The following is a 22,991-nucleotide window of genomic DNA, read 5'->3' as shown; positions in this document are numbered from 1 at the left end:
TTAAACATGCATTGTCTGCACGGAAGGGAGCCTATTCACATGATCGTTCTGTCCGCCAGCCAAATCACAAAATCGTTCGGTGCCGACGTGATCCTTAACGGTGCCACGCTGGCCGTCCACGCAGGCGAGCGGGTCGGTCTAGTGGGAGCGAACGGGGCCGGCAAATCGACGCTGTTAAAAATCATAACCGGCGAACTGACGGCCGACAGCGGAGAAGTGCACATCGGCAAAAACGCAACAGTCGGGTACCTCTCCCAGCAGACAGGGATCCGCTCGGACAAAACGGTATACCGGGAGATGCGCGACGTGTATGCCGATTTGTTTGCGTTGGAACAGCGCATCCGCAATCTGGAACAAAAAATGAGCGACCCGCAGGTTTACGGGAACGAATCCCTTTACCAGCCGCTCGCCAGCGAATACACGGCGCTGACACAGGAATTTTCCGACCGGCAGGGGTATGCGGTTGAGGCGAAAGTCCGCTCGATCCTGACCGGCCTGGATTTTCCGGAAGCGATGTGGGAACAACCGGTGCAATCCCTGTCAGGCGGCCAGAAAACGCGGCTGGCGCTCGGCAAGCTGCTGCTGCAGCAGCCGACTCTGCTGATCCTCGACGAGCCGACCAACTATCTCGACCTGCCTACCGTCACTTGGCTCGAAAATTACTTGAAGAACTATCCCGGGGCTCTGTTGCTCGTCTCGCACGACCGCTATTTTCTCGACAGCCTGGTCCAGGTGGTCTACGAACTGGACCGCGGTAGCATCCGCAGGTACACGGGCAACTACTCGGCGTTTCTCGAGCAAAAAGAGGCGGAGCTCGCCCTGCAGGTCAAACGCTACGAACAACAGCAGGCGGAAATCGCCCGCATGGAAGATTTTATCCGGCGCAACATCGCCCGCGCCACCACATCGAAACGGGCGCAAAGCAGGCGCAAGCTGCTGGAAAAAATGGAGCGGTTGGACAAGCCGGTCACATCGCAGGAACAGGCCCATTTTTCCTTCACGGTTGAGCGGCAAAGCGGCCATGATGTGCTGACGGTGGAAGGTCTGTCGCTCTCTTACGGCGACAAGCGGCTGTTCCGCAATCTGAACCTGCACATCACCCGCGGCGAACGGGTCGCGCTGATCGGCCCCAACGGCATCGGAAAATCGTCTTTGATCAAGGCGATCGCCGGTGTTCTGAAGCCGGAGGCGGGCAGCATCCGGCTTGGAGCCAACGTGAAACTCGGCTATTATACGCAGGAACAAGAGGATCTGTCGCCGCACAAAACGGTTTTGGACGAGGTATGGGACGCGTTTCCCAAGCTCGACCACACCCGGATTCGGACGGTGCTCGGCCATTTTCTGTTCTCCGGCGATGAAGTGCTAAAGCCCGTCGCTTCCCTCTCGGGCGGCGAACGAAGCCGCGTCGCTTTGGCCAAGTTGATGCTGCTGCAAGCGAATTTTATGCTGCTCGATGAGCCGACCAACCACCTCGACCTGCTGTCGAAAGAGATGCTGGAAGTCGCCCTCGACGACTATCCGGGCACGCTTCTGTTCATTTCGCATGATCGCTATTTTTTGAACCGGATCGCGACACGGATCATCGAGTTGACGGAGAAGGGGCTCGCTTCCTTCCTCGGCAACTACGACGACTACCTGGAGAAAAAATCAGAGCTGGCCGCCATGCGGCAATCCGGACTACTGCCGGAACCTGACCCGACTCACCACCCGACAACCGGCCAGGCCGCATCCGTTCCGCCGCCTGGCGAGCGGTCGCCCGCTTCCCCACACGGCAGCTTGTCAAAAGAAGAGCGGGAACGGCAGCGGCAAGCGGAACGCCAGCGGCAGCGGGAAGAAAGGAAACGGCTGCAGCGGATCGAACAGGTAGAGCGGCAAATCGAACAGACGGAAGCGGAGATCGCTTCACTGGAAGCCGATCTGTGCCGACCAGAAGTTTTTAACGACCCGAATCGCGCCCAGGCCACCAGTCAGGCGTATCAGGCTGCGAAAGAGAGATTGGAACAATTGTATGGGGAGTGGGAAATGCTTCAACAAGGCTGAGCATGCAAACCGTATAGGCGACTGGCAGCAAAATCAGGGCGGCGACCACCACGCCCGAATCGTTGACGGCAAATCCAACAAGCGCGCCTGCCACGCCGCCGTTCACAAACGGTTGCAGCCCGGCCCTTTTTTCAAAAAATCGGGAAACCCAAGGCGCGGAACGAAAAACGGCAATCGCCGCCAGAATCATCAAGGCAACCAGCAGCGGCGCACCCGCATAATCGCGAATCAGATACAGATTCATCAGCAGCTTCCGGCCGATCAGCGCACCGATCTGTTGATAGTCCCCTTGCCGGACCAAATCGGCAGCCAACGACACGTGCGTCGGCCGCACCGCATTTTCGTGCAGGCCGATCAGCAGGACGATCGAACCGGCCAGCAGCGCGAGACCGACCGGCCAACCGATCCGCTTCGGAAATCCCCACAGGAGCGACACGGCCACCGCCGTCGCTGCCGCCGCCGTGATGGTGCCTCCTGCATTCGCCCCCAGTTCAGGCGAGGCCAAAAACCAAATCATCCCTGCCCCCAACACCGGAAACGCCCACGCCATCCTCGTCCGCCAGCCTGGCCGCATACACAACAGATAGCCGCAGGCGAGCAGCAGCCAGGCCACCATGCACGCCATGTACTCATTTCCCACTCCGTAGTAGCGGGCTCCCACAACAGGGTCATAAGACAAAATCGCCCCTTGCGCCAGCCGCCCTCCGGCTGCCGCATCCGCCACCACCAGTCCGACTATTGAGCAGGCCAAAACAAACAACCGCTGCAGCAGGTTGCGGATCCGCATCAATCCCCACGTCATCGCCAGCAAAAGCGCCGGCATCACGACCGACCATGTCCAATCCGCCGTGCTCCCTACCGGCCATCTCCATTCTGCCGGCCCCCCTTGCGGCCGCATGGCTGTCTCCAGCAGCGGCAGCAGCAAAAACGCTACCGGTGCAGCCAGCACGGCGGTGCCTCCCCACATCAGCACAGCCGCAAATTTTTGACGGTTCAGCGAGCGCCTGATTCCTCTCCACATTGGCATAGCTGCAATGCGCCTGCCATGTTCCTGATGCCACATACGCTTGTCATGTTCCTGACGCCACCGGCCCCGGCCATGCTTCCACAAGACCGCAACCATCACCAAGAAGCAGATTCCGCCACCAGCGCCAAACAGCGTAAGAACCGGCACCCGTTTGGCATATGTCCGGTGGGCCTGCTGGGCAATCGCGTGCAGTGTGTTCCAAACATCTTCGCCTGTTTGAATCCCATTGACCGTTTGTCCCGTCCATCCCGACGGCCTTTCAACTCCCAGAAAATCCTGAATCGTCGCCGCCACATCCAAATTTGTCACGATCCCCAACCGGCGAGTGGACGGGGATGTCAAAAGACTGCCGGGCGTGATCCCGCCGCCCGCCATCAGCAGCGGCACCAATTGCCTGTTCCAACGGCCGCCCTGATTGTCGGCACCGACACCGGAAGACGCCACGATCAGCAGCGTGGATCGACCAGCCCGCCGCAACAGTTCCCCCGCCAGCCGGTCCAGTTCGACGAGCGCCGCTTGCCGGCGTTGTATGTATTCATCGTTCGGCAGCTGCCCTTTTTCCGCTTCAACCGCTTGCAATTGATCCCATTCGATCACAGTCATGCTTCCGCCACCCGCCGTGTGACCGTCGGGCGGCAACAGTTTTCGCAGCCCCTCGCCGCCTGCATTCACATTCATCAAGCCAATGCCGCCCCGTTTCGTCCAGTCGCGAAAATGAGGCAGGGCCACATTGGCAACATCCGCTTCCCGCAGCCGGTCCGCCACCAGCAAGATCACCCGCCGCCTGTCGTCCGCCGCGGCACCGGCCTGTTTGGCCTTATCGCTGACCTTCACAGCCGCCGATACGTTCGATGCCGCGACCGAACCGCCTGCACCTGCCACCGAGGGACCGCCTTCCCCTGACAACCACCACGTTCCAATCGCGGCGAACCATAAACAGACCGCCAAAAGCTTCGCCCATACACGGAACACGCAACCACCTCAACGTTTTTCCATTAGGGTGTCCAGAATATGGGAAGCTAAACATATGTGTTTACCGAAGTTGCCAAAGCGGAAGTTGCAAGCCAGCATTTTTCCGACCGTCACGTTGCCGGTAAGGAGCCCAGCCAGGAATATCTTGTCATAGACCCCCATCCTGCCCCACTCGCTTGCTGCAAACATGGGAGGCCGCAAAGCCCCGCCAAGTTTTTGTCAAACGACTTCCCGACACAATAAGCCGCGGCGAAAATTATCAATCAATTCTGTATCTTGTTGCGGCTTTATTTCACTGTGTTTTTGCAAGCGGCAATCGGACGCGGAAAGTGGTCCCCTGTCCTTCCTCCGATTCGACCAGAATCGTCCCACCGTGGTTTTGAATGATCCGGTAGGACACGGTCAGGCCAAGGCCCGTTCCTTCCTCCTTGGTGGTAAAAAACGGCTCAAAGATGCGAGCCAACACCTCTTTCCGTATGCCTGGCCCATTATCGGTAAAATGAACCTCGCACTCGTCCTGCATCACCCGGATGCCGATCGACAGCTTGCCATTGAAACCGATCGCTTCGAACGCGTTGCGGATCAGGTTGATAAACACCTGCTTGATTTGTTCGACATCCACTTCGCAGACAACTGGAACATCGGACAATCGAATGTTCAGCTCAATGTTGCGCAATAGCGCGTCGCTGCTCATCAGGGTCCGGATGTCCTCCAGTACTGAGTTGATATCGATCAGCCGCAGGTTGGGGTCGGTCGGTTTCGACAACAGCAGAAATTCGCGAATGATATCATTCACCCGGTTCAGTTCCGACAGAATGATCCGGAAATATTCCTTCTCCGGGGCGTCTTCCTGATATTTGCGGTCGAGCAACTGAATAAACCCCTTGACCGAGGTTAACGGGTTGCGGATTTCGTGCGCCGTACCGGCAGCCAACTCGCCGATCACCGCCAGCTTTTCCGACTGGCGGACCTGCTCTTCCAGCAGCTCCTGCATGGTGATGTCCCTGAATGTCAACATTACGCCCATCACGTTGTCTGTCCGGTTGCGCAAGACCCGCGTCGTCACCAGTATATACCGGGTTCGTCTTTGTTTGTCCTGCAGTTGCGCCTTAATATCCTTGTACTCCCGTCCGATCCGCAGCGTCTCCAGCACTTTATCGAGCACAGCCGGTTCAAACGGAAACACTTGCTGCAGCTTGCGATTCTTCACTTCCTCTCTGTTCAGGCCCGTAATATCTTCCGCTGCCCGGTTGAAACCGGTGATCACCCCTTCCCTATTCAGCGTGATCACTCCGTCCGAAATATGATCCAAGATCAGAGAGGCATGCTCTTCCACAGCACGCAAGCGGCCCATCTCCGAATGAGCGATCAATGCAGCGACGATTCCGATCTGCCGGTTGGCATCGTCAAACAGCGGCGTTGTCGAAGTTACGACCGGGATTTCCGTTCCGTCCTTCGCAGGGCAATAGTACTCAAATCCGAAAAAAGGCTGTCCCGATTGCAACGTTTTCCAAAATATCTCTTGATCGCCGTCGAGCACATGGTTGATTTTCTGAAACAACTGGATCTCCTGCAAGTTGTAACCTGTGATCGCTTCCGCCATCTTGTTGACGTATGTAACGTTTCCGGCGCAATCATACACGATGATCCCAACCGGGATCGAATCCAGAATCCGTTCGTGTAACGGGTCCCAATTGTTCGCTTTCAAAACTGCCGCCCCCCACCAGCCATCGCCCATTACGTTTTGAATTCTACTGAATGAAATCGAATTCCTGCTATTGAGAGCGATTTCTTTCCAAAAGAGGCAAAATTTTTATCTCCATTATCCACAAGGTTATCCACAGAAATATCACCGACAGCTCCTGAAAAAAGGGGAAACCATCTCTTTTATCCACAAATTCCACAGGCAATTCACATAATATCTGGTGATAAATGAACAGGTTCTTCCCCCTTATCCTGTGCACATCCTGCAAGTTATCCACGAAACATTGTGAACAACTTGTGAAAACTGTGGACAAGTTTGTGGACAGCCCCTTCAGGCGCACATCCAGAAGAGGCTGCTTTACTTCGCCAAATCCACAAACGGACCTGCTTCCCACTGCGTGAGCGGGAGGCTGGCATAGGCGTTCAGGTCAAGGTTGTGGAACCACCCTTTTTCGTAAAACGGATGGGCGGCGGCCGCGATCATCGCCGCGTTGTCGGTGCAGAGCGACAGCGGCGGGAACAGCACGGAAAATCCCTCCTGCCCGGCCCGTTCCTGCAGCTTGTCACGGAGCCCGCGGTTGGCCGCCACTCCGCCCGCCACCACCACGTTGGTGACGCCTGTCCGGCGAACGGCAAGCACCGTTTTTTCCGTCAGCACATCGACGACTGAAGCCTGAAAAGCAGCCGCCACATCTGCCGGATCCAATCTTTCGCCGCGTTGTTTCGCATTGTGCAACGCGTTCATCACCGCCGACTTCAAGCCGGAAAAACTGAAATCGAGCGACCCTTCTTCCAGCCAGGCGCGGGGAAACACGATTTTTTCCGGATCCCCCACATGCGCGAGCCGGTCGATCGCCGGTCCGCCAGGATACGGCAACCCCATCGCCCGCGCCACTTTGTCGTACGCTTCACCCGCCGCGTCATCTCTCGTCCGGCCGAGAAATTCGAACCTGCCGTGCTGCGGCATATAAATCAGCTCCGTATGGCCGCCGGATACGACAAGCGCCACCAACGGCGGCTCCATCCCGCCCCCAAGAAAATTCGCGTAGATGTGCCCTGCGATATGATGTACACCGACCAGCGGCAGCGACCGGGCGTAGGCGATCGATTTCGCCGCTGTCACGCCGACCAGCAGCGCGCCAACCAGTCCCGGTCCGTATGTGACCGCAACCGCCGACAGATCATCCAGGCCGACACCCGCTTTGTCCAGCGCCTCCTGCACAACGATCGCGACATTCTCGACATGCCGGCGGGATGCCACTTCCGGTACCACGCCGCCAAACTTTTGATGGATTTCCACCTGCGAGGAGACGATGTTCGACAAAATCTCGCGGCCGCCGCGAATCACCGCAGCCGACGTCTCGTCGCAGCTGGTTTCGATCCCGAGAATCAGGGTAGGCCGGCCCGCCGCCCTGTCCGTCTGGTATTTGCTTTTTGCCCGTTGTAGCCAACCCATCACGTCATCTTATCCTTCCATCGAATCCGTCGCGTGCTGATTCGGGTTAAGCTCCGCCCACATAATCAGCGCGTCTTCCTGATTGTCCGAATAGTAGTTTTTACGGATGCCGCAGCCGCGGAATCCGAGTTTGCGGTACAGATTTTGCGCGGTTTGGTTCGAGACGCGCACCTCCAGCGTCATCCGCCTGGCGCCGTTCCAGACAGCCAGCGCCATCATCTGCCGCAGCAGATTCTCCCCCAGCTTGCGGCCCCTGTAGGCGGGATCGATCGCGATGTTGGTGATATGCGCTTCATCGACGATAATCCACATGCCCGCATGCCCGACGACACGTCCGTCCACTTCGACCACGATGTATTTCGCAAAATGGTTGCCCGTCAGCTCTCTTTCAAACGCCGCCCGCGACCAGGGAGCCGAGAACGACTGCCGTTCGATCTCCAGAATCCGGTCAATGTCTGACAGCTGCATCCGGCGGTAGGTAATCTTGCTCAACAGGCACCATCCTTACCGCATGCATCGCTCGTCTGCATGCCCAAAAGCTTCGCTTCCGCCTCAACCAGTTGCAGGTATTGCGGTGCAAACCGCTCCGCCACAGCCGTATCGCCCGCCTCGATTCGCCTGATCCCCGCTTCCAGCAGATGAGCCGCCCGTACCAGTTTGCGCGCCCCGCTTGCCGGAAAACAGGCCTGCTGCCCGAACCGGTCGACGATGAGGTCACGGTAATGGTCCGCTCCGTCGCCCAAAAACAGCACCCTCCGCGAACTTCCAATACTCTCGCGCTCCGCCAACCGCCGCTCCAGCAGCGGGAACAGATCTTCCAGTTTGCGGATGGCGTCCGGCTCCATTTTGGCAAAAATGGCTTGCCCGTCCGCCGCAACATCCCCACCACCGTCACGCGGTACCTCCCGCCGCCCATAGACGGCACAATACGCCTGTTTCCTTCTGGCGTCAAACAGCGGGCACACCAAACAGTCGGCATCCCGGTAATGCATCGCCAACCCGTCCAGACTGGAGACTCCGACGATCGGGATCTTCAAGGCCCAAGCCAGCATTTTGCCGGTGGTGACGCCGATCCGCACCCCCGTATAAGAGCCCGGCCCGTGCCCCACCACAATGCCTTTCAAGTCCTCCGGCGTCAAATCGGCGCTGACCAAGAGCGATTCGATCAGCGGCATTAGCCGGTTGGAATGATTTTTCTTGACGACGACAGACGCTTCCGCCAGCAACCGGTCCCGTTCGCCGATCGCCACCGTCAGCGTCTGGGTCGCTGTATCGACCGCTAAATAGGGCATGTTTCGTCCAACTCCTCAAGCATTCGGGCAAACCGCACACCGTGCCCGGCGATTTCAATCCGCCGTTCCGATTCCCCCGTCTTCCGAATGGTTACTTGCAAATAGTCGTCCGGAAGCAGAGGTTGCACAAATTCTGCCCATTCGATCACCGAGACCCCGTCCCCGTACAGATACTCCTCAATCCCGAGATCCTCCGAACCGGCCTGCTCCCCCAGCCGGTAGACATCCATATGGTAGAGCGGAAGCCGCCCCTCATATTCCCGGATCAGCATGAAGGTGGGCGAACTGACCGGCTCCTCCACCCCCAATCCTTTCGCCAGCCCCTGTGTGAAAGTCGTCTTGCCCGCTCCCAGATCGCCCGTCAAAGTCAGAACATCGCCCGCCTGCAAAAGCCGCGCCAGCCGCTCCGCAACGGCCCGGGTCTGCTCCGGCGAATGTGTCGTCCTCCGAAACACGCGCGCCCCTCCTATTCGGCAAAATGATTGTATCCCCGCGCAGCCAGCTCCCTCTCGCCGCCGGCCGATTTTTCCAGAATAACGCCCGACCCGTTCGTCACCCGACCGATCACCGCAAGCGGGATGCGGCTCATCTCGAACACCGCGGCCAGCGCCGCATAGCCCAACGGACGGAACGTCCCAACCAACTGGTAGTCCTCGCCCCCGTACAACGCCCAATCAGTGGCGCTTCGGCCGCACCTGCGGGCAAAATTGGCGACGGCCGGCGCGATCGGCAGCCGCCGTTCTTGGATCCGGATCGCGACGCCGCTGGCCGCTGCAATTTCGTTTAGCTCGCTGGCAAGTCCGTCCGACACATCATTGCAGGACGTGCACTCCCCGCTGGCGGCAAGGAGCCTGCCAGCCTCAATCTGCGGGATCGGGCGTTGGTGAAACGCCAGCAGCGCCAGCTGTTCGTCCGGCGGCAGCAACGATTGTTGCCCGCTTTCCAGCAGAGCGAGACCGGCTGCCGAACCACCGATCGTCCCCGTCACAAAAACGAGATCTCCCGGCTGCGCGCCGGAACGAAGCAGCGCTTTCCCCTGCTCCACCTCACCGTTGAGGGTGACGGAGATCACCAACGGCCCGTCCGTTTTGACGATGTCGCCGCCCACCACATGCGTGCTGTATTGCTGGCAGATCTCCGCGATTCCTTCATACAGCCGTTCCAATTTTGCAACCTCGTACGCGGAAGGAACCGCCAGCGACACCACCGCGTGCCGCGGAATCCCCCCCATGGCGGCGATATCCGACAAGGAAGCCGCGATCGACTTCCAGCCGAGCGAATGAAAATCGATCGTGTCCTCCCGAAAGTGCACGCCTTCAACGAGCATGTCGCTGGTCATCACCACATGGGACGCCGGATCATAAGCCAAAACGGCCGCATCATCGCCGATACCGACCACCACCGATCGATCGGCCGGATGCAGTTTCGCCCGCAGCCGGTCGATCAGTCCAAACTCCCCGAGTTCCCGCAGATTCATGCCCGTCATCCTTTCAGCCCAGCATGTTCATTTTTTCATTATAACCGTCCGGGAAAAGCGCGAGCAACTTCCGCGGTTCCGACTGTCCCGGAATCCCGGCTGTTCCAAGCTTCCGGCAAACCCTCTCCGGAACGTTCAGCCTGTACCGCCATTCATCGCGCCGCTTTTTTTCCGGCTGTCCAGCCTTCTTCCAGCGGTTCGATGTGGACATGAACATGGTGGATCCCACTGCGAGCCAAAGATGCCTGCAGCCGTCCCGACGCTGACCAGTGCGGCAGACGCGAGAATGGCCGTCGTATTGTTCAACTCGTCCGCGATCAGCGCCTGGGAGCCGGTAACGCAGCCGACAACCGTTTCTCCCGGGCGTACCCCAACAAAAATCGGCCTACGCGACGGTAGGCCGATTTTTTGATCACCGGACGATCAACTCGGCGTTGCCCGCACACGGGTCTCGGAGTACGCTACGAAGCGTAGCGTCACTTCGCTTGGTGATGTGGCGGGCGGTTTTAGCCAAGTTTCCTCTGCTCTTATTGATATTGCGGGTTTGCCGGCGATTGTTGGGATGCCATTTGCTGGTTCGCCTGGCCGGCGGCAGCCATCCCGCCCATGTTGCCCATGGGTGCAGCACCGTAGGTGTGCAGCATCGTGTTGGTGGTCGTTTGCTGCATCGTCGGTACCTGGTAATAGCCTTTTTGATTCATGTACTGCCACACTTCGTATGCCTGCTCCGCGCAGTTGACCGCCGACTGTTGCACCATCCGGCGCAGTTGCGGATTGGCAAACTCGAGCGCCGCCACCATTCGGGTGCAGGCGGACGCTTTGTGGCAGCCCAGCATGCCGCTCGCGACATCCCGGTCATCCATTTGATTGGCGGAAGCGTTCGGCGTAACGGTGGCCGGATTCTGCAATCCGTATTGCACGTTCGCCTGCCGCGGCGTGCGGTAAGGAACCGCCTGGCCTGCACCCTGCTGCTGCAGCGCCTGCACGATGCTGTTGTATTCCTGCGTCATGAACTGGATCTGCTTGTCCAGGATTTGCCGCAGCTGCGGATCTTGCACGTGCGGCCGGTACAGTTGGAACTGGTTGATCCCGTCGATCGCGTCGGTCAGCACTTCGTGCAGTTCCATCACTTCATGCGCACCCAGATTTGCTGCCATGTCCATCTCCTCCAGTGTGATTTTTTGCAGGCCACTGGCCCACAAATAAAAAGTATCACCACGTCGGAGGGAAAATATGAGCGCCGCGTGCCTGCCTCCCGCCGTCTCCAACCAATGCCCGGCAGCCTTCCGACACCCTAGTTATGAGCCGGCAGCCCTTTCATCGACAGGCCGACCCGTCCTTTGTTGCGGTCGATGCTTTTCACCCGCACTTCGACAATATCGCCGACGGCCACCACATCCATCGGATGCCGCACAAACCGGTCGGACAGTTCGGAGATATGTACCAGCCCGTCATTTTTCAGCCCGATATCGACAAACGCGCCAAAATCGACCACGTTCCGGACAGTCCCCTTGAGAATCATGCCTTCCGCCAGATCTTCCAGCTTCAGTACATCGGTGCGGAATACAGGCGGCGGCAATTCCTCCCGCGGGTCGCGGCCCGGTTTCTGCAGCGCCTCGATGATGTCCCGCAGCGTCGGAACGCCGATCCCCAGTGCCGCTGCCACGGCCGTCACATCCACCCCCTGCAGCGCCCGCATGAGCGGTTCACGTTGTTCCGGATCGTTCACGGCTTCCACGGTAAAGCCCAATTTTTCCAACAGGGACTCGGCAGCCGCGTAGGATTCCGGGTGAATCGGCGTATTATCGAGCGGATACCCCCCGTTTGGGATACGCAAAAATCCGGCCGCCTGCTCAAACGTTTTCGGTCCCAGCCGCGGCACATCGAACAGTTGGCGGCGGGTTTCGAATTTCCCGTTTTGCTCGCGGTACGCGACGACGCTTTTCGCGACCGCCGGCGAAAGCCCGGATACGTAGGACAAAAGCGACGGGGAAGCGGTGTTCAGATCGACCCCGACCGAGTTGACCGCCGATTCCACCACATACGTCAACTGCTCTTCCAACCGTTTCTGGGAAACATCGTGCTGGTACTGGCCGACGCCGATCGATTTCGGGTCGATTTTCACCAGTTCCGCCAATGGATCCTGCAAGCGGCGGGCAATCGAAATCGCACTGCGCTCCGCCACGTCCAGGTTGGGAAATTCCTCGCCCGCCAGCTTGGATGCGGAATACACGCTGGCTCCCGCTTCGGAAACGATCACATAAACCACTTCCTGCGGCAATTCCCGAATTAGATCGGCGACGAATTGCTCCGTTTCGCGGGAGGCCGTACCGTTGCCAATGGCAATCACGTCTACGTCGTGTTTTTCGATCAGTCCCGCCAGGATCCGCTTCGCTTCCGCCGTTTTGTTCTGCGGCGGAGTCGGATAGGTGACCGCAATGTCCAGCACTTTCCCGGTCTCGTCGACCACAGCAACCTTGCAGCCTGTGCGGTAGGCGGGGTCGATCCCCATCACCACCTTGCCTCGCACCGGCGGTTGCAGCAGCAGTTGCCGCAGATTGGCGGAAAATACGCGGATCGCTTGTTCTTCCGCTTTTTCGGTGAGAATCGCCCGCACTTCCCGCTCGACCGCCGGGGCGATCAGCCGCTTGTACGCATCATGCACCGTTTCCAGCAAATACGGAGTCGCGTCCGTTTGGACAATCGGTGCGTTTGGCCTGTTCTCCGCCTTCGGCAACGCCCTTTTTTGCAGGTAGGCGAGAATTTCATCCACGGGCGCTTTCACCGACACCTTCAAAAATTCTTCCCGCTCCCCCCGGTTCATCGCCAGGATCCGGTGCGGCGGCACTTTGCCGAGCGGCTCTTCATATTCGTAGTAGGCTTGGTAGACCGATTCGACCGACGGATCGACCGCCTTGCTGACGATCGTTCCGTGTTTCAGGGTCAGCTCCCGGACCCGTTTGCGGTTTTCCGCATCATCCGCCACTTCCTCAGCGAAGATATCGAGTGCCCCTTGCAGCGCCTCTTCCACCGTGGCCACTCCTGTTTCATCCGATATGTAGCGGGCAGCTTCCGCCAGAACGTCCCCTTTTCCGTCCTGCACGAGCCATTGCGCCAAAGGTTCCAGTCCTTTTTCCCGCGCGACCGACGCCCGGGTCTTCCGTTTCGGGCGGTAGGGGCGGTACAGATCCTCCAGCTCGGTCAGGTTTTTCGCCTGTTGAATCGCCGCCGCCAATTCGTCCGTCATCTTCCCTTGTTCCTCGATCAGCCGGTACACTTCCTGCCGCCGGGCGAACAGGTTTCGCAGGCTCGCCAGCCGTTCCTGGATCGCACGAAGCTGATTTTCGTCCAGTTCACCGGTCGCTTCTTTCCGGTAGCGGGCGATAAACGGAATCGTGTTGCCTTCATCCAGCAGCGCGATCGCGGCCGCCACCTGTTGTTTGCGGAGATTCAGCTCCCCGCCGATGATGTGCGCAAAATCCGGTTCTTCCATCGCCATCCAACCCCCTCCGTTCTGCCCCCATTGTACCACCTGCAGGAGCCGCGTTCGAGTTGTTCCAGCAGTGGCTGCAACAGCGGAAACCGAACTTGCGTCGAACGGAAGTGGATCCAATCGGAGAGCAGCCAAGTCTGTCCATTCCGTTTTTCTAGAATTCGTTTGTATTCCAATAGATGAATGTACATTTCGATGGCAGCGACAGAAATTTTGTCTTGGTTTTTTGAAATTGGCCCTTTATTTTTTTGATCAAATCGAGTATGATGAAGGTACTCGAGTACGGCATCATCCGCATGCTCGGAAATTTTTCGCAAAAGGAGGCGATTCGAGTGGATGAGATTTTGTTCGATGAAGTGGAAACGACCCGGACCCGCCACATCGGGTTTATTACGGGGGGAAAACGGTTTGATTTTACGTTGACCAATTCCGAACACTTCTATGGAAAGACGATTGTGACCTGTCTGCAATCCAATCGAAGCGCACTCTTGGATGGCGACGATGTTGAGAATATTGACTATTTGGCGAACTGGTTCAAACTCAGCCTGGAAGATGCGCAACATCTGTCGAATTTTCTGAAGGAATCGCTGACCGACCCTGTCCGCCATCAACAATACTGATCGGCATACAAAGCTGGGGGCTACCCGAATAAGTCGGTTCGGGCAGCCCCCGCTCTTTGAAATAGCAGTATCATCGAGTTTTTTCGATGCGCCCGTGCATTCCTGCTACCTCTTCGCCCGGTGCGCGTACATAAAATCGTACACTTCCCGCTTGGTCGGCAAAGCGGGAATCGCCCCCGGCCGGGTGACGGTCAGCGCGCCCACCGCATTCGCATAACGGATCACTTCCCGCAGCTCCTCTTCAAAGCCGATCACCTGTGCAAGCGAGCGGCCCTTCACCCGGTCGCACACCTGCAGCAGCAGCCCGCCGACAAACGCATCGCCCGCCCCTGTCGTATCGACTGGTTGGACACGGAACGCCGGAACGCGCCCGGCAAAATCGGCCGTCCGGTAATACGTTCCCTTGTCGCCCAATGTCACCACGACCAGTTGCGGACCTTTTTGCAGCAAGGTCTGCGAGCCTTCCGGCAGATCGGACGTCCCCGTCAGCCATTCCATCTCCTCTTCCGACACTTTCAGAATGTCGCAGAGCGGCACCGTTTCGCTGATTTGCTGCACCGCCGCCTGCAGGCTCGGCCAGAGATGGAGCCGCAGATTCACATCGAACGAGACGATTTTGCCGAACTCCCTCGCCCGCTGCGCCGCCGTCACCGTCGCTTGCCGCGATTCCGGGTGGACCTGTGTGACCGATCCGAAATGAAACACGATTCCTTCCCGCAGCAACTGTTCGTTGACATCTGCTTGCCGCAGCAGCATGTCGGCCGACGGATCCCGGTAAAACAGGAAGCTGCGGTCGCCCCGCTCATCGAGCGCGACAAACGCCAGTCCGGTTTTCGCTTCATCGGTCAGCACCACGCCGCGCGTGTCAATCCCTTCCCGTTCCAGTACCTCGACGAGAAAGCGGCCGAACGGATCACGTCCCATTTTCCCGATAAAAGCAGCCTGTCCGCCAAGCCGTGACACGGCCACCGCCACATTCGCCGGCGCGCCCCCCGGCGCTTTCCGGAACGTCTCCACATCCGCCAGATTCCCCCGCCGGTCCGGCATAAAATCGATCAGCATCTCGCCGAGTGACACTACATCCGTCATGACCGCTCCTCCTCATGGTTTCATCGCTTTCCATTGTAAGAAAAAATCCGGTCGGCCGCATCCCGATTTTTTCTGGAATAGATCGGTCCGCCCCCTTGTACCTTGTACTCATGTGTTACAATGCAAAAAGGAGGAATCCCTTTGTTGCCTTCATTTTGGCAGACGTTCCTCACATGGATCCATCAGGCCGGCTATCCCGGAATGGGCTCCGCCCTCCTGCTGGAGGGGCTCGCTGCTGCTCCTGGCGGCAGCCGGAATCGGCTTGCAGCATTGGTTCCGGCGTCGTGCATAAAACGGTTCATGCAATTTGGGAGGAAACTTCAATGGCAATTCGCAAACTGGAATACTGTTTCAGCAATCTGCAAAACAACGGCACCGGTTTGGTATTCGATACGATCGCTCGGGAGTTCCCGCACATCGAACAGCGCCGCTGGGCGTGCCTCGGCAACTGTTCGGAATGCTTCAAGAAACCGTTTGTCATCGCCGACGACCGGGAAATCGTAGCGGCTTCCACGCCGCCGGAGCTGTTGGACAAACTGCGCAATGCAATCGAAACCCCCATCGGCTGATGGGGGTATTTTTCGTCAAATAAACTTTGCCAAAAATGACACAAACAGCGCCGCCGGATATAACACAAGAATCGACAGGGCCGTTCCCACCAGCCGGCTGAGGGCCAAATACACCATCGAAGATTTCACAATTTCAAACGGAATCTTCCGCTGAATCCCCTGGTCCATGATAATCGCGCCGCGCGGATCAACCAGAAACAACAGCAAAAAAGCGGCGACCGCGTTGATCGCGGGAGACAGTCCGGTGGCAGTCAACGCGGCAGCTGGATTCAGCGAACCGGCATAATATGTGGCGACTGAACCCACCGTAAAAAATGCGTACAAAACAGCATTCAATACGATCATATCCTTCGGAACGCCTGTCAGGCTGATTCCCTTCCACATCTGCCGGCGCGGCCATCGCCAGCACTTCGCCAAATCGATCCAGCCTTGCTTGTGCAGAAACAGCGACTTGAACGTACTGAGTGCCGATCCCTGCTGTTCCATTCGATCGATGCCCAACTCATAAAACTTCTGGATGGCAGGCAGGAACACAATGGCGATTGCAGTCCCAACCGCCGCGCCGAGCAAAACGAATTGCAGTTGATGCAACGGGTCAAACCCTTGATTGATCGCCCGTTGCGCAATCGCCGCAATCGCCGGCAAATACAAAGCGGTTGTCGTTCGGGAGCCGAATGTCAGCATTGCAAACAACGAATTCGCAAGGCTGATTTTTTGTGTCCGAACACCGGCCAATCGCGCTGCGTAAGCAGTTGTATCAAAAAAGTTGGTTAAGGCGATCATCAAAAAGACAAACAACAGATAGCCTGTCCCCACCTGACCGCCGGTCAAGCTGTTCAGCCTCTCCACCGCCTTCACTCTCCGTGCATAAACAAGGACGCCGGTCAAAGCGCCCTTGTTCCCTATTTTACGTTTCTTCGCAACTGTCCACAAACGCCTGAAACAACTTATGAAAAATCGGCTGGCGCTGCCACATGTTTTCCGGGTGCCATTGCACGCCGACCACGTATCGATGGCCGGTGCTCTCAAACGCCTCAATCACTCCGTCGAGCGCCGTCGCCGACACGACAAATCCTGGCGCCACCCGTCTCACCGCCTGGTGGTGAAAACTGTTGACACGAATCGTGCCCGCTCCCAGGATTTCGGCCAGTTTCGTGCCCGGCACAACCGTCACTTCGTGCGACGCATGCCAGCGCGGCGCCCGTTGCGCGTGCTGCAGCACACCTCGTTTCTGGGCCGCCAAGTCCTGGTACAAGCTGCCGCCGGCAGCCGCATTCAGCACCTGCATTCCGCGGCAAATGGCAAAAATCGGCTTGTTCCGGGCAAGAAACAGGTTCGTCAACTTCCATTCCATCTCGTCCCGGACGGGAGTCACCTCGCCCAACTGCGGGATCGGCTGTTCGCCGAAGTAAGCCGGATCGAGGTCGACGCCGCCTGTCAACAGCAGCCCGTGCAAGCGATCGGCCAGCGCCGCAAGCGCATCGTCTTCCGTGATCATCGGCAGCACCACGGGCAATCCGCCCGCTTTCACAATCGCCGCCGTATAATCATCCCCCGCAAAGATTCCTTCCACGCCGGAACGCAACACAGAAACAGAGCTTGTCACCCCGATCAGCCGGTGCATACGTTCGGATCCCTCCATCCAAGAGCCGGATTCACTTTCCTATCCTATGCAGCGACCGGCTTGACCGCTGCTCCTACTCAACCCAACTGTCCAGGTAACGTTTTTGCTCCTCCGTCAATTCATCGATCTGGACGCCCCAGGTTTTCAGGCGAAGTTGTGCCACGTATCGATCCAAGTGAGCCGGAACCGAATACACCTTCGGTTGCAATTCGGCCCGATTTTCCACCACATGGCGCAGCGAGAGCGCCTGCAGTGCAAACGTCATGTCCATCACTTCCGCCGGATGCCCGTCCCCGGCCGCCAGGTTGACGAGACGGCCTTCCGCCAGCAGGTAGACTTTCCGCCCGTCAGCAAACATGAACTCTTCGATATTGTGGCGCACTTTCCGCACCGTTTTCGCCAATGCGTACAGATCCTGCTTGTTGATCTCGACGTCGAAATGGCCGGCGTTGCAGAGCACGGCGCCATCTTTCATCACATAGAAATGTTCGGCCGTGATGCAGTCCTTGTTGCCCGTGACAGTGATGAAGAAATCTCCAATGCGGGCCGCGTCGATCATCGGCATCACTGCAAACCCGTCCATCACCGCTTCTACCGCTTTGATCGGATCGACTTCCGTCACTACCACCTTCGCGCCGAGCCCTTTCGCCCGCATCGCGACTCCCTTGCCGCACCAGCCGTATCCGACGACGACCGCCGTTTTGCCGGCTACCACCAGGTTGGTTGTCCGCATGATGCCGTCCCAGACCGATTGCCCGGTGCCGTACCGGTTGTCAAACAGGTACTTGCAATACGCGTCGTTGACCGCCATCATCGGAAACTGCAGCTTGCCTTCCTTCTCCATCGCCCGCAGCCGCAAAATCCCGGTGGTCGTTTCCTCGCAGCCGCCGAGAATCGTCTTCGCCTGCTCCAACCGCTCGCTATGCAACGTCGACACCAGGTCTCCCCCGTCGTCGATAATCGCATCGGGGCGAAAATCGAGCGCCAGCTGAATGTGATGCTTGTACTCTTCCATCGTCGCCCCGTACCAGGCGTACCCGTAGATGCCGCTGTCCACCAATGCGGCGACAACGTCATCCTGCGTCGACAGCGGATTGGATGCGACAACCGCCACCTCCGCTCCCCCGGCTTGCACCACTTTCGCCAGATAGGCGGTTTTCGCCTCTAAATGCAGGCAGATCGTGATCTTTTTGCCTTTGAACGGTTTGTCTTTCGCAAACTGGTCCTTGATGCTGTTGAGCAGCGGCATATGGGCAGCCACCCAATCGATCTTCAGCTTGCCTTGCGGCGCCAATTTCAAATCACGGATTTGCGAATCGTTGGCAGCGCTCGACATAAGATACCACCTTTCTTTCGTTCTGCTCCATCATATCACAAAACAGCCGTCCGTCAGAAACTTCCGGAGAAGTCTCCGCGAACGGCCTTCACATTTGAAAAAAATCGGTTTCGGTTCAGACCGCCAATTCCGGCCTGAGCCAGCTGCCGTTGAACCGGGCCGGAAACCGTTACCGGCTGTGCAGCTTGTTCAGTTGCTCCAGGAACAGCGGATTGAGAACCTTGATGTACGTTCCCTTCATGCCGAGCGAACGGGATTCGATTACACCCGCCGATTCAAGCTTGCGGATCGCGTTGACGATCACCGAACGGGTGATGCCTACCCGGTCCGCCACCTTGCTCGCAACTAGCAGCCCTTCATTGCCTTCAAGCTCCTGGAAAATATGGTGGATCGCTTCCTGTTCGGAAAACGACAGCGATTCGAGCGCCATCGACACAACCGCGCGGTTGCGGGCCTGGATCTGAATTTCCTCCTGCTGCGCCCGCATGATCTCGATGCCGACGACCGTTGCTCCGTACTCGGCCAGCACCAGATCGTCATCGGTGAATTCCTGGTACAGCCGGGCCAGCAGCAAGGTGCCCAACCGCTGTCCGCCTGCGCGGATCGGCACGATCGTGATGTTCTTCTTCTTGAACACTTCGTTCTCTTCTTCCGAGAAGACGTAGAGCGCTTCTTTGTCCTGCAGGTTCTTCACCGTTTCGTCAAACTTCAGCAGGGTTTCGTTGAAGTCGCCTGGGAACCGTTTTTCCACGTTCATGATCTGGTTCCATTCGAGTGTCAATTCGTATTCGGCCAACCCGTATCCGAGGATATTGCCGTTCTTTTCGACAATATAGACGTTTGCGCGGATCATATCGCTGAGCAGCTTGGCCAACTCTTTAAAATCGACACCTTGCAAAGCCGATTTTTGTAACAGACGGTTAAATTCCTGAATTTTCTCCAAGAGAGGCAATTCTTTCACCTTCTTTTCCCTATTTTTTAAATTCGGCCCATCCATCTATAAAATATTGCAAAAAGCGAAAAAGTTCAAGCTCCTTTCTCCGAATCTTCTAAAATTCACAAAATGTTAAAAAAGACTGCGCAAAACATACAGCTTCGACACAAATCAGCAAATTTCGCAACACGATTATAGCTTTGTATCTGTTGCATTTCAAGTGAATGTTGAAAAAACGTTTATGATCCCCGTATAGGATCCACTGCAGCCGGACTCGCCGTTCCGGATCGATTGCATTCCGCCCGCTCCGCAACGAACCGTTTTTTCAATCCGATCCCTGCGCGAGCGCTGATTGAATGCGGTCTTTCAGCACACCGACGATCCGCCTGTCCACTCCGATCGGCCGTCCGAAACTCATCGTCATGCCGCGGAAGTTTTCCACTTCTTCGCGCACGATCCGCTCCGCCTTGCGCAGCAGAACGCCATCCGTCAAAAAATACGGGATGACGTTGAGATGCGTGACCCCTTTTTTCACGCAGGTCAATACGGCGGTCGGAATGTCCGGCGGGCACAAGTTCAAAAACGCCACCTCGACCACCCCAATTTCCCTGCGGCGGCGGATTTCCTCCGCCAATCGATGCAACCCCCGATTCGCTTCCGCCACAGACGACCCGTGCCCAATCAGCAGAATGCCCTGCATACCGCAGCCCTCCTCTTGTATATCGCCTCCCGCTCAGACGCGGAATGTTTGCCGCAGCCACAAGCCGCCAAGCAACAGAGCCCCCGCCACAGACGACACGGCAAAGTATTGATAAACTGAAAAGATGCCGTGCCCATCAAGCAGCCATCCGGCCGCATAGCTGGCCGCCACCGTGCCCAACCCGTTGCCCACCGATGCGTAAATCGCCTGCGCGGTAACCTGCACTTCCCGCGGCGTTTGCTCCCGGATATAACGGGCCGCCACTGCCAGAAACAGCCCGACCGAGAGGCCTTGCAAAAAGAACAAACCGATCACCATCTGCGGTGAAGGCGCCGTCGCGTAATAGAACCAGCGGATGCCTGACACCATCCCGGCCAGGATAATCGTAGGCAGCATGCCGATCCGATTGGCCACCTTGCCTGCGATCCGCATCACCGGCGCTTCCGAACCGGCAAACAGCAGAAACGCTATTCCGACGCCCGCCACGGCACCGCCAATCCCCTTAAAGAACAAAGAAAAATAGGCGTTGTTCGCATTGATCGGCCCGAATATCAAAAACGCAGCCAGCAAAAACACGATATACTGCGGGATCCTCACCAGTTGTCCAATCCCCGACCGGATGCTCGTCGCCAGCGGCAGCCCCTGATGCGGCAGCGAGGCCGCAATCGCCATGCAAACGGCAAACGACGCCGCATACAGATAAAAAATCGACTGCAGCCCGTACGCCCCGGACATGTGTCCGGCGACCCACACCGCGATCGCGAAACCGAGTGCGCCGAACAGCCGCACACTGCCGTAGTCGCCCCCATTTTCCTGTACATGCGACAATGTCATCGCATCAATGATCGGCACAATCGCGCTTTGAAACAAGACCATCAGCAAGTACAGCAACAGGAAGACCGCGTAGGAACCGCCGCTTGTGAACAGCGGTCCCATCAGTGCCGACAAGCCGAGCGTCAGCACCAGAATCTTTTTGTGGGCCTGAAACCGGTCGCTGAGCATCCCCCAGAGCGGCTGCATCAGAATCGACACGATCGGGCCGGCGGAAAACAGCGTCCCAATCTGCACACCCGACAGCCCGTAGGACTGCAAATACAACGAAAGCAGCGGAAGATGGGCGCCGAACCCGAAAAACAGAAAAAAATAAAAGCCGCAAAACCGGTACGTCACGGTTCGTACCTTTGCTGCCGCCGTCTGGTTCATAATTTCATCTCCTTAAACCTATCCCCTATTGTAACGGAAATCGGCAAAATTGAGAAGAAAACAGTCGAAACACGCAAGACTTTTCGCGCGGTCGTCGAAACATTAGAATGGCCATCGTGTTCATAATGCGCGTGATCTGCAGCTTGATACTGCTGCCGCTGGCAGTCATCACACTGCAGCGCCGTTTCGCTCGCCGTATAGATTTCATGTGGGATCTATTGCCATCTTGGTGTAGACTATACAACAGGAAGTCAAGCATGGAGGAAGAGAAAGGAGCAAACACATGTCACTCAAAGCGAAAACTCCATCCGAATCGCGTACCGAAATGACCGATATCATCCTGCCCGCCCAAACCAACAACCACGGAACAATTTTCGGCGGAGAAGTGATGTCTTATGTAGACCGCATCGCGGCAATCACCGCGTCACGCCATTGCGGCAAGCCGGTCGTCACCGCATCATTTGACAGCCTCGACTTTTTGGCTCCCATCCGGTTGGGCGAAGTGATCATCTTGCGGGCGACCGTCACCTGGACGGGCCGGACGTCGATGGAAGTGATGGTCACCATCGAAGGGGAAAACCCCGCAAAAGGGGAACGACGCGTGACAGGCGTATCGTTCCTGACAATGGTGGCGGTGGACGAGCAGGGACGGCCGGTCGAGGTGCCGCCGATCCAACCGGAAACGGATGAAGAAAAGTATCAATATGAACTGGCGAAAGAACGGGCTGCCCAGCGCAAACGGCGGCGGCAAAAGTTTGACTTTTAAAAGCGGGATCGCAGGATGTTAGCGGCTGATTGGTCAACCGCTTGTCCAACAAATTGCGACCGGCCGTTTCCAACTGAAAATCAAAACCAACGGAACCGGCCGGCCGATCGCTTTGTCCACATTTTTTATAAGTCGCCGGAAAAACGCAGATCGCAAACAATGGGTGTATACAACATGCGAAGCGGATTGTTTCTGATGGATCAGGAGGAAAACTCAGGAGCTGCGCTTGGGGGTATAGGTTCGCATCAGAATTCCAAACGCCGCCGTCTTGGCGTGGAGGCAGGAGGAGCAAAGCACTTCCGCTTCAAACAGTTCCACGCTGCTGCCTTCGTCAGGCAAAGGCAGGTGGGTAATCGTGGCCGCACCGTCCTTGCCGCATTCCTGACAGATCATCTTGTCACCCCCCTTGATCATCGTAAGACTCTCGGAATTAAAATTTCCTTACAGGCTCTAGTCTCTTGACTAGGGCCATTTATTGTTTCACCCCCAAAACAGGAGTGCGAACAAATTTTCCTCTTGACTTTTTCAAATCACCCCAACAATCGCGATGGAGGCATCTAATTGCCTACTACTAGACGGTTTGGGTGATGTTCATGATTCCCGTTGCTCGTTCTCATGAAGCCTACCTGCAGTTCGTTGTTGAACAACTTGATGTAGAGTACAACAATCCCGCATCCAAGGAACTCCTG

The 22,991-nt window shown here is 57.3% G+C and carries 21 protein-coding genes; 4 read left to right on the top strand and 17 right to left on the bottom strand.

Features of this window, described 5'->3' with window-relative positions; genetic code table 11:
* Positions 1-39: 39 nt before the first annotated feature.
* Positions 40-2,040, top strand: coding sequence for an ABC-F family ATP-binding cassette domain-containing protein (locus C230_RS0105085; protein ID WP_018130957.1), 2,001 nt, complete (start codon positions 40-42; stop codon positions 2,038-2,040).
* Here the strand turns inward: C230_RS0105085 and C230_RS0105080 are convergent.
* The 9 genes from C230_RS0105080 to C230_RS0105030 form a co-directional block, all read right to left on the bottom strand.
* Entirely contained in the window at positions 1,937-4,039 is a 2,103-nt protein-coding gene (locus C230_RS0105080; protein WP_018130956.1) for an alkaline phosphatase family protein, read from the bottom strand. The genes C230_RS0105085 and C230_RS0105080 overlap by 104 nt on opposite strands.
* A gap of 292 nt (positions 4,040-4,331) precedes the next feature.
* Positions 4,332-5,747: a PAS domain-containing protein gene (locus C230_RS0105070; protein WP_018130954.1), complete on the bottom strand. Its 1,416-nt coding sequence runs from the start codon at positions 5,745-5,747 to the stop codon at positions 4,332-4,334.
* A 354-nt stretch (positions 5,748-6,101) separates the two neighbouring features.
* Entirely contained in the window at positions 6,102-7,199 is a 1,098-nt protein-coding gene (gene tsaD / locus C230_RS0105065) for a tRNA (adenosine(37)-N6)-threonylcarbamoyltransferase complex transferase subunit TsaD (RefSeq protein ID WP_018130953.1), read from the bottom strand.
* 9 nt (positions 7,200-7,208) lie between these two features.
* On the bottom strand, positions 7,209-7,667 hold the full coding sequence (gene rimI, locus C230_RS0105060; RefSeq protein WP_051074215.1) for a ribosomal protein S18-alanine N-acetyltransferase: 459 nt from the start codon (positions 7,665-7,667) through the stop codon (positions 7,209-7,211).
* Positions 7,668-7,687: 20 nt separating this feature from the next.
* Entirely contained in the window at positions 7,688-8,491 is an 804-nt protein-coding gene (gene tsaB, locus C230_RS0105055) for a tRNA (adenosine(37)-N6)-threonylcarbamoyltransferase complex dimerization subunit type 1 TsaB (RefSeq protein ID WP_018130951.1), read from the bottom strand.
* Positions 8,479-8,946: a tRNA (adenosine(37)-N6)-threonylcarbamoyltransferase complex ATPase subunit type 1 TsaE gene (gene tsaE / locus C230_RS0105050; RefSeq protein WP_018130950.1), complete on the bottom strand. Its 468-nt coding sequence runs from the start codon at positions 8,944-8,946 to the stop codon at positions 8,479-8,481. Before tsaE ends, tsaB begins: the two co-directional genes overlap by 13 nt.
* Positions 8,947-8,957: 11 nt before the next feature.
* Positions 8,958-9,968: a thiamine-phosphate kinase gene (gene thiL / locus C230_RS0105045; protein ID WP_018130949.1), complete on the bottom strand. Its 1,011-nt coding sequence runs from the start codon at positions 9,966-9,968 to the stop codon at positions 8,958-8,960.
* Positions 9,969-10,495: 527 nt separating this feature from the next.
* On the bottom strand, positions 10,496-11,125 hold the full coding sequence (locus C230_RS0105035) for a spore coat protein (RefSeq protein WP_018130947.1): 630 nt from the start codon (positions 11,123-11,125) through the stop codon (positions 10,496-10,498).
* A 137-nt stretch (positions 11,126-11,262) separates the two neighbouring features.
* Entirely contained in the window at positions 11,263-13,467 is a 2,205-nt protein-coding gene (locus C230_RS0105030) for a Tex family protein (protein WP_018130946.1), read from the bottom strand.
* 326 nt (positions 13,468-13,793) lie between these two features.
* On the opposite strand from C230_RS0105030, the gene C230_RS0105025 reads away from it, so the two are divergent.
* Positions 13,794-14,081, top strand: coding sequence for a DUF3055 domain-containing protein (locus C230_RS0105025; protein WP_018130945.1), 288 nt, complete (start codon positions 13,794-13,796; stop codon positions 14,079-14,081).
* 105 nt (positions 14,082-14,186) lie between these two features.
* Here C230_RS0105025 and C230_RS0105020 read toward each other — a convergent pair whose 3' ends face one another.
* On the bottom strand, positions 14,187-15,170 hold the full coding sequence (locus C230_RS0105020) for a PfkB family carbohydrate kinase (protein WP_018130944.1): 984 nt from the start codon (positions 15,168-15,170) through the stop codon (positions 14,187-14,189).
* 323 nt (positions 15,171-15,493) lie between these two features.
* Here C230_RS0105020 and C230_RS22905 point away from each other — a divergent pair, with 323 nt between their 5' ends.
* Positions 15,494-15,739, top strand: coding sequence for a DUF1450 domain-containing protein (locus C230_RS22905; protein WP_018130943.1), 246 nt, complete (start codon positions 15,494-15,496; stop codon positions 15,737-15,739).
* A 15-nt stretch (positions 15,740-15,754) separates the two neighbouring features.
* Here C230_RS22905 and C230_RS0105010 read toward each other — a convergent pair whose 3' ends face one another.
* The 6 genes from C230_RS0105010 to C230_RS19485 form a co-directional block, all read right to left on the bottom strand.
* Positions 15,755-16,588, bottom strand: coding sequence for a lipid II flippase family protein (locus C230_RS0105010; RefSeq protein ID WP_018130942.1), 834 nt, complete (start codon positions 16,586-16,588; stop codon positions 15,755-15,757).
* A 58-nt stretch (positions 16,589-16,646) separates the two neighbouring features.
* The gene (locus C230_RS0105005) at positions 16,647-17,363 is read right to left on the bottom strand and encodes a gamma-glutamyl-gamma-aminobutyrate hydrolase family protein (protein ID WP_018130941.1); all 717 of its coding nucleotides are present in this window, start codon (positions 17,361-17,363) and stop codon (positions 16,647-16,649) included.
* 73 nt (positions 17,364-17,436) lie between these two features.
* On the bottom strand, positions 17,437-18,699 hold the full coding sequence (locus C230_RS0105000) for an adenosylhomocysteinase (RefSeq protein ID WP_018130940.1): 1,263 nt from the start codon (positions 18,697-18,699) through the stop codon (positions 17,437-17,439).
* A gap of 169 nt (positions 18,700-18,868) precedes the next feature.
* Complete coding sequence (codY, locus tag C230_RS0104995; protein WP_026174145.1) at positions 18,869-19,651, bottom strand: GTP-sensing pleiotropic transcriptional regulator CodY; 783 nt, start codon at positions 19,649-19,651, stop codon at positions 18,869-18,871.
* 307 nt (positions 19,652-19,958) lie between these two features.
* Positions 19,959-20,333: a sirohydrochlorin chelatase gene (locus C230_RS21225; protein ID WP_018130938.1), complete on the bottom strand. Its 375-nt coding sequence runs from the start codon at positions 20,331-20,333 to the stop codon at positions 19,959-19,961.
* 33 nt (positions 20,334-20,366) lie between these two features.
* Positions 20,367-21,536 carry an MFS transporter gene (locus C230_RS19485; RefSeq protein WP_018130937.1) on the bottom strand — a complete coding sequence of 390 codons (1,170 nt, stop codon included), beginning with the start codon at positions 21,534-21,536 and terminating at the stop codon, positions 20,367-20,369.
* A gap of 283 nt (positions 21,537-21,819) precedes the next feature.
* Between C230_RS19485 and C230_RS0104980 the strand changes: the two genes are divergently transcribed.
* Positions 21,820-22,302, top strand: coding sequence for an acyl-CoA thioesterase (locus C230_RS0104980; protein ID WP_018130936.1), 483 nt, complete (start codon positions 21,820-21,822; stop codon positions 22,300-22,302).
* Positions 22,303-22,515: 213 nt separating this feature from the next.
* Here C230_RS0104980 and C230_RS0104975 read toward each other — a convergent pair whose 3' ends face one another.
* Positions 22,516-22,695: a hypothetical protein gene (locus C230_RS0104975; RefSeq protein ID WP_018130935.1), complete on the bottom strand. Its 180-nt coding sequence runs from the start codon at positions 22,693-22,695 to the stop codon at positions 22,516-22,518.
* Positions 22,696-22,991: the final 296 nt, after the last annotated feature.

This window comes from Effusibacillus pohliae DSM 22757, from assembly GCF_000376225.1.
Taxonomy (GTDB): Bacteria; Bacillota; Bacilli; order Tumebacillales; family Effusibacillaceae; genus Effusibacillus; species Effusibacillus pohliae.
The sequence above is the reverse complement of the archived record's forward strand: the minus strand, read 5'-3'. Positions and strand labels throughout refer to the sequence as shown.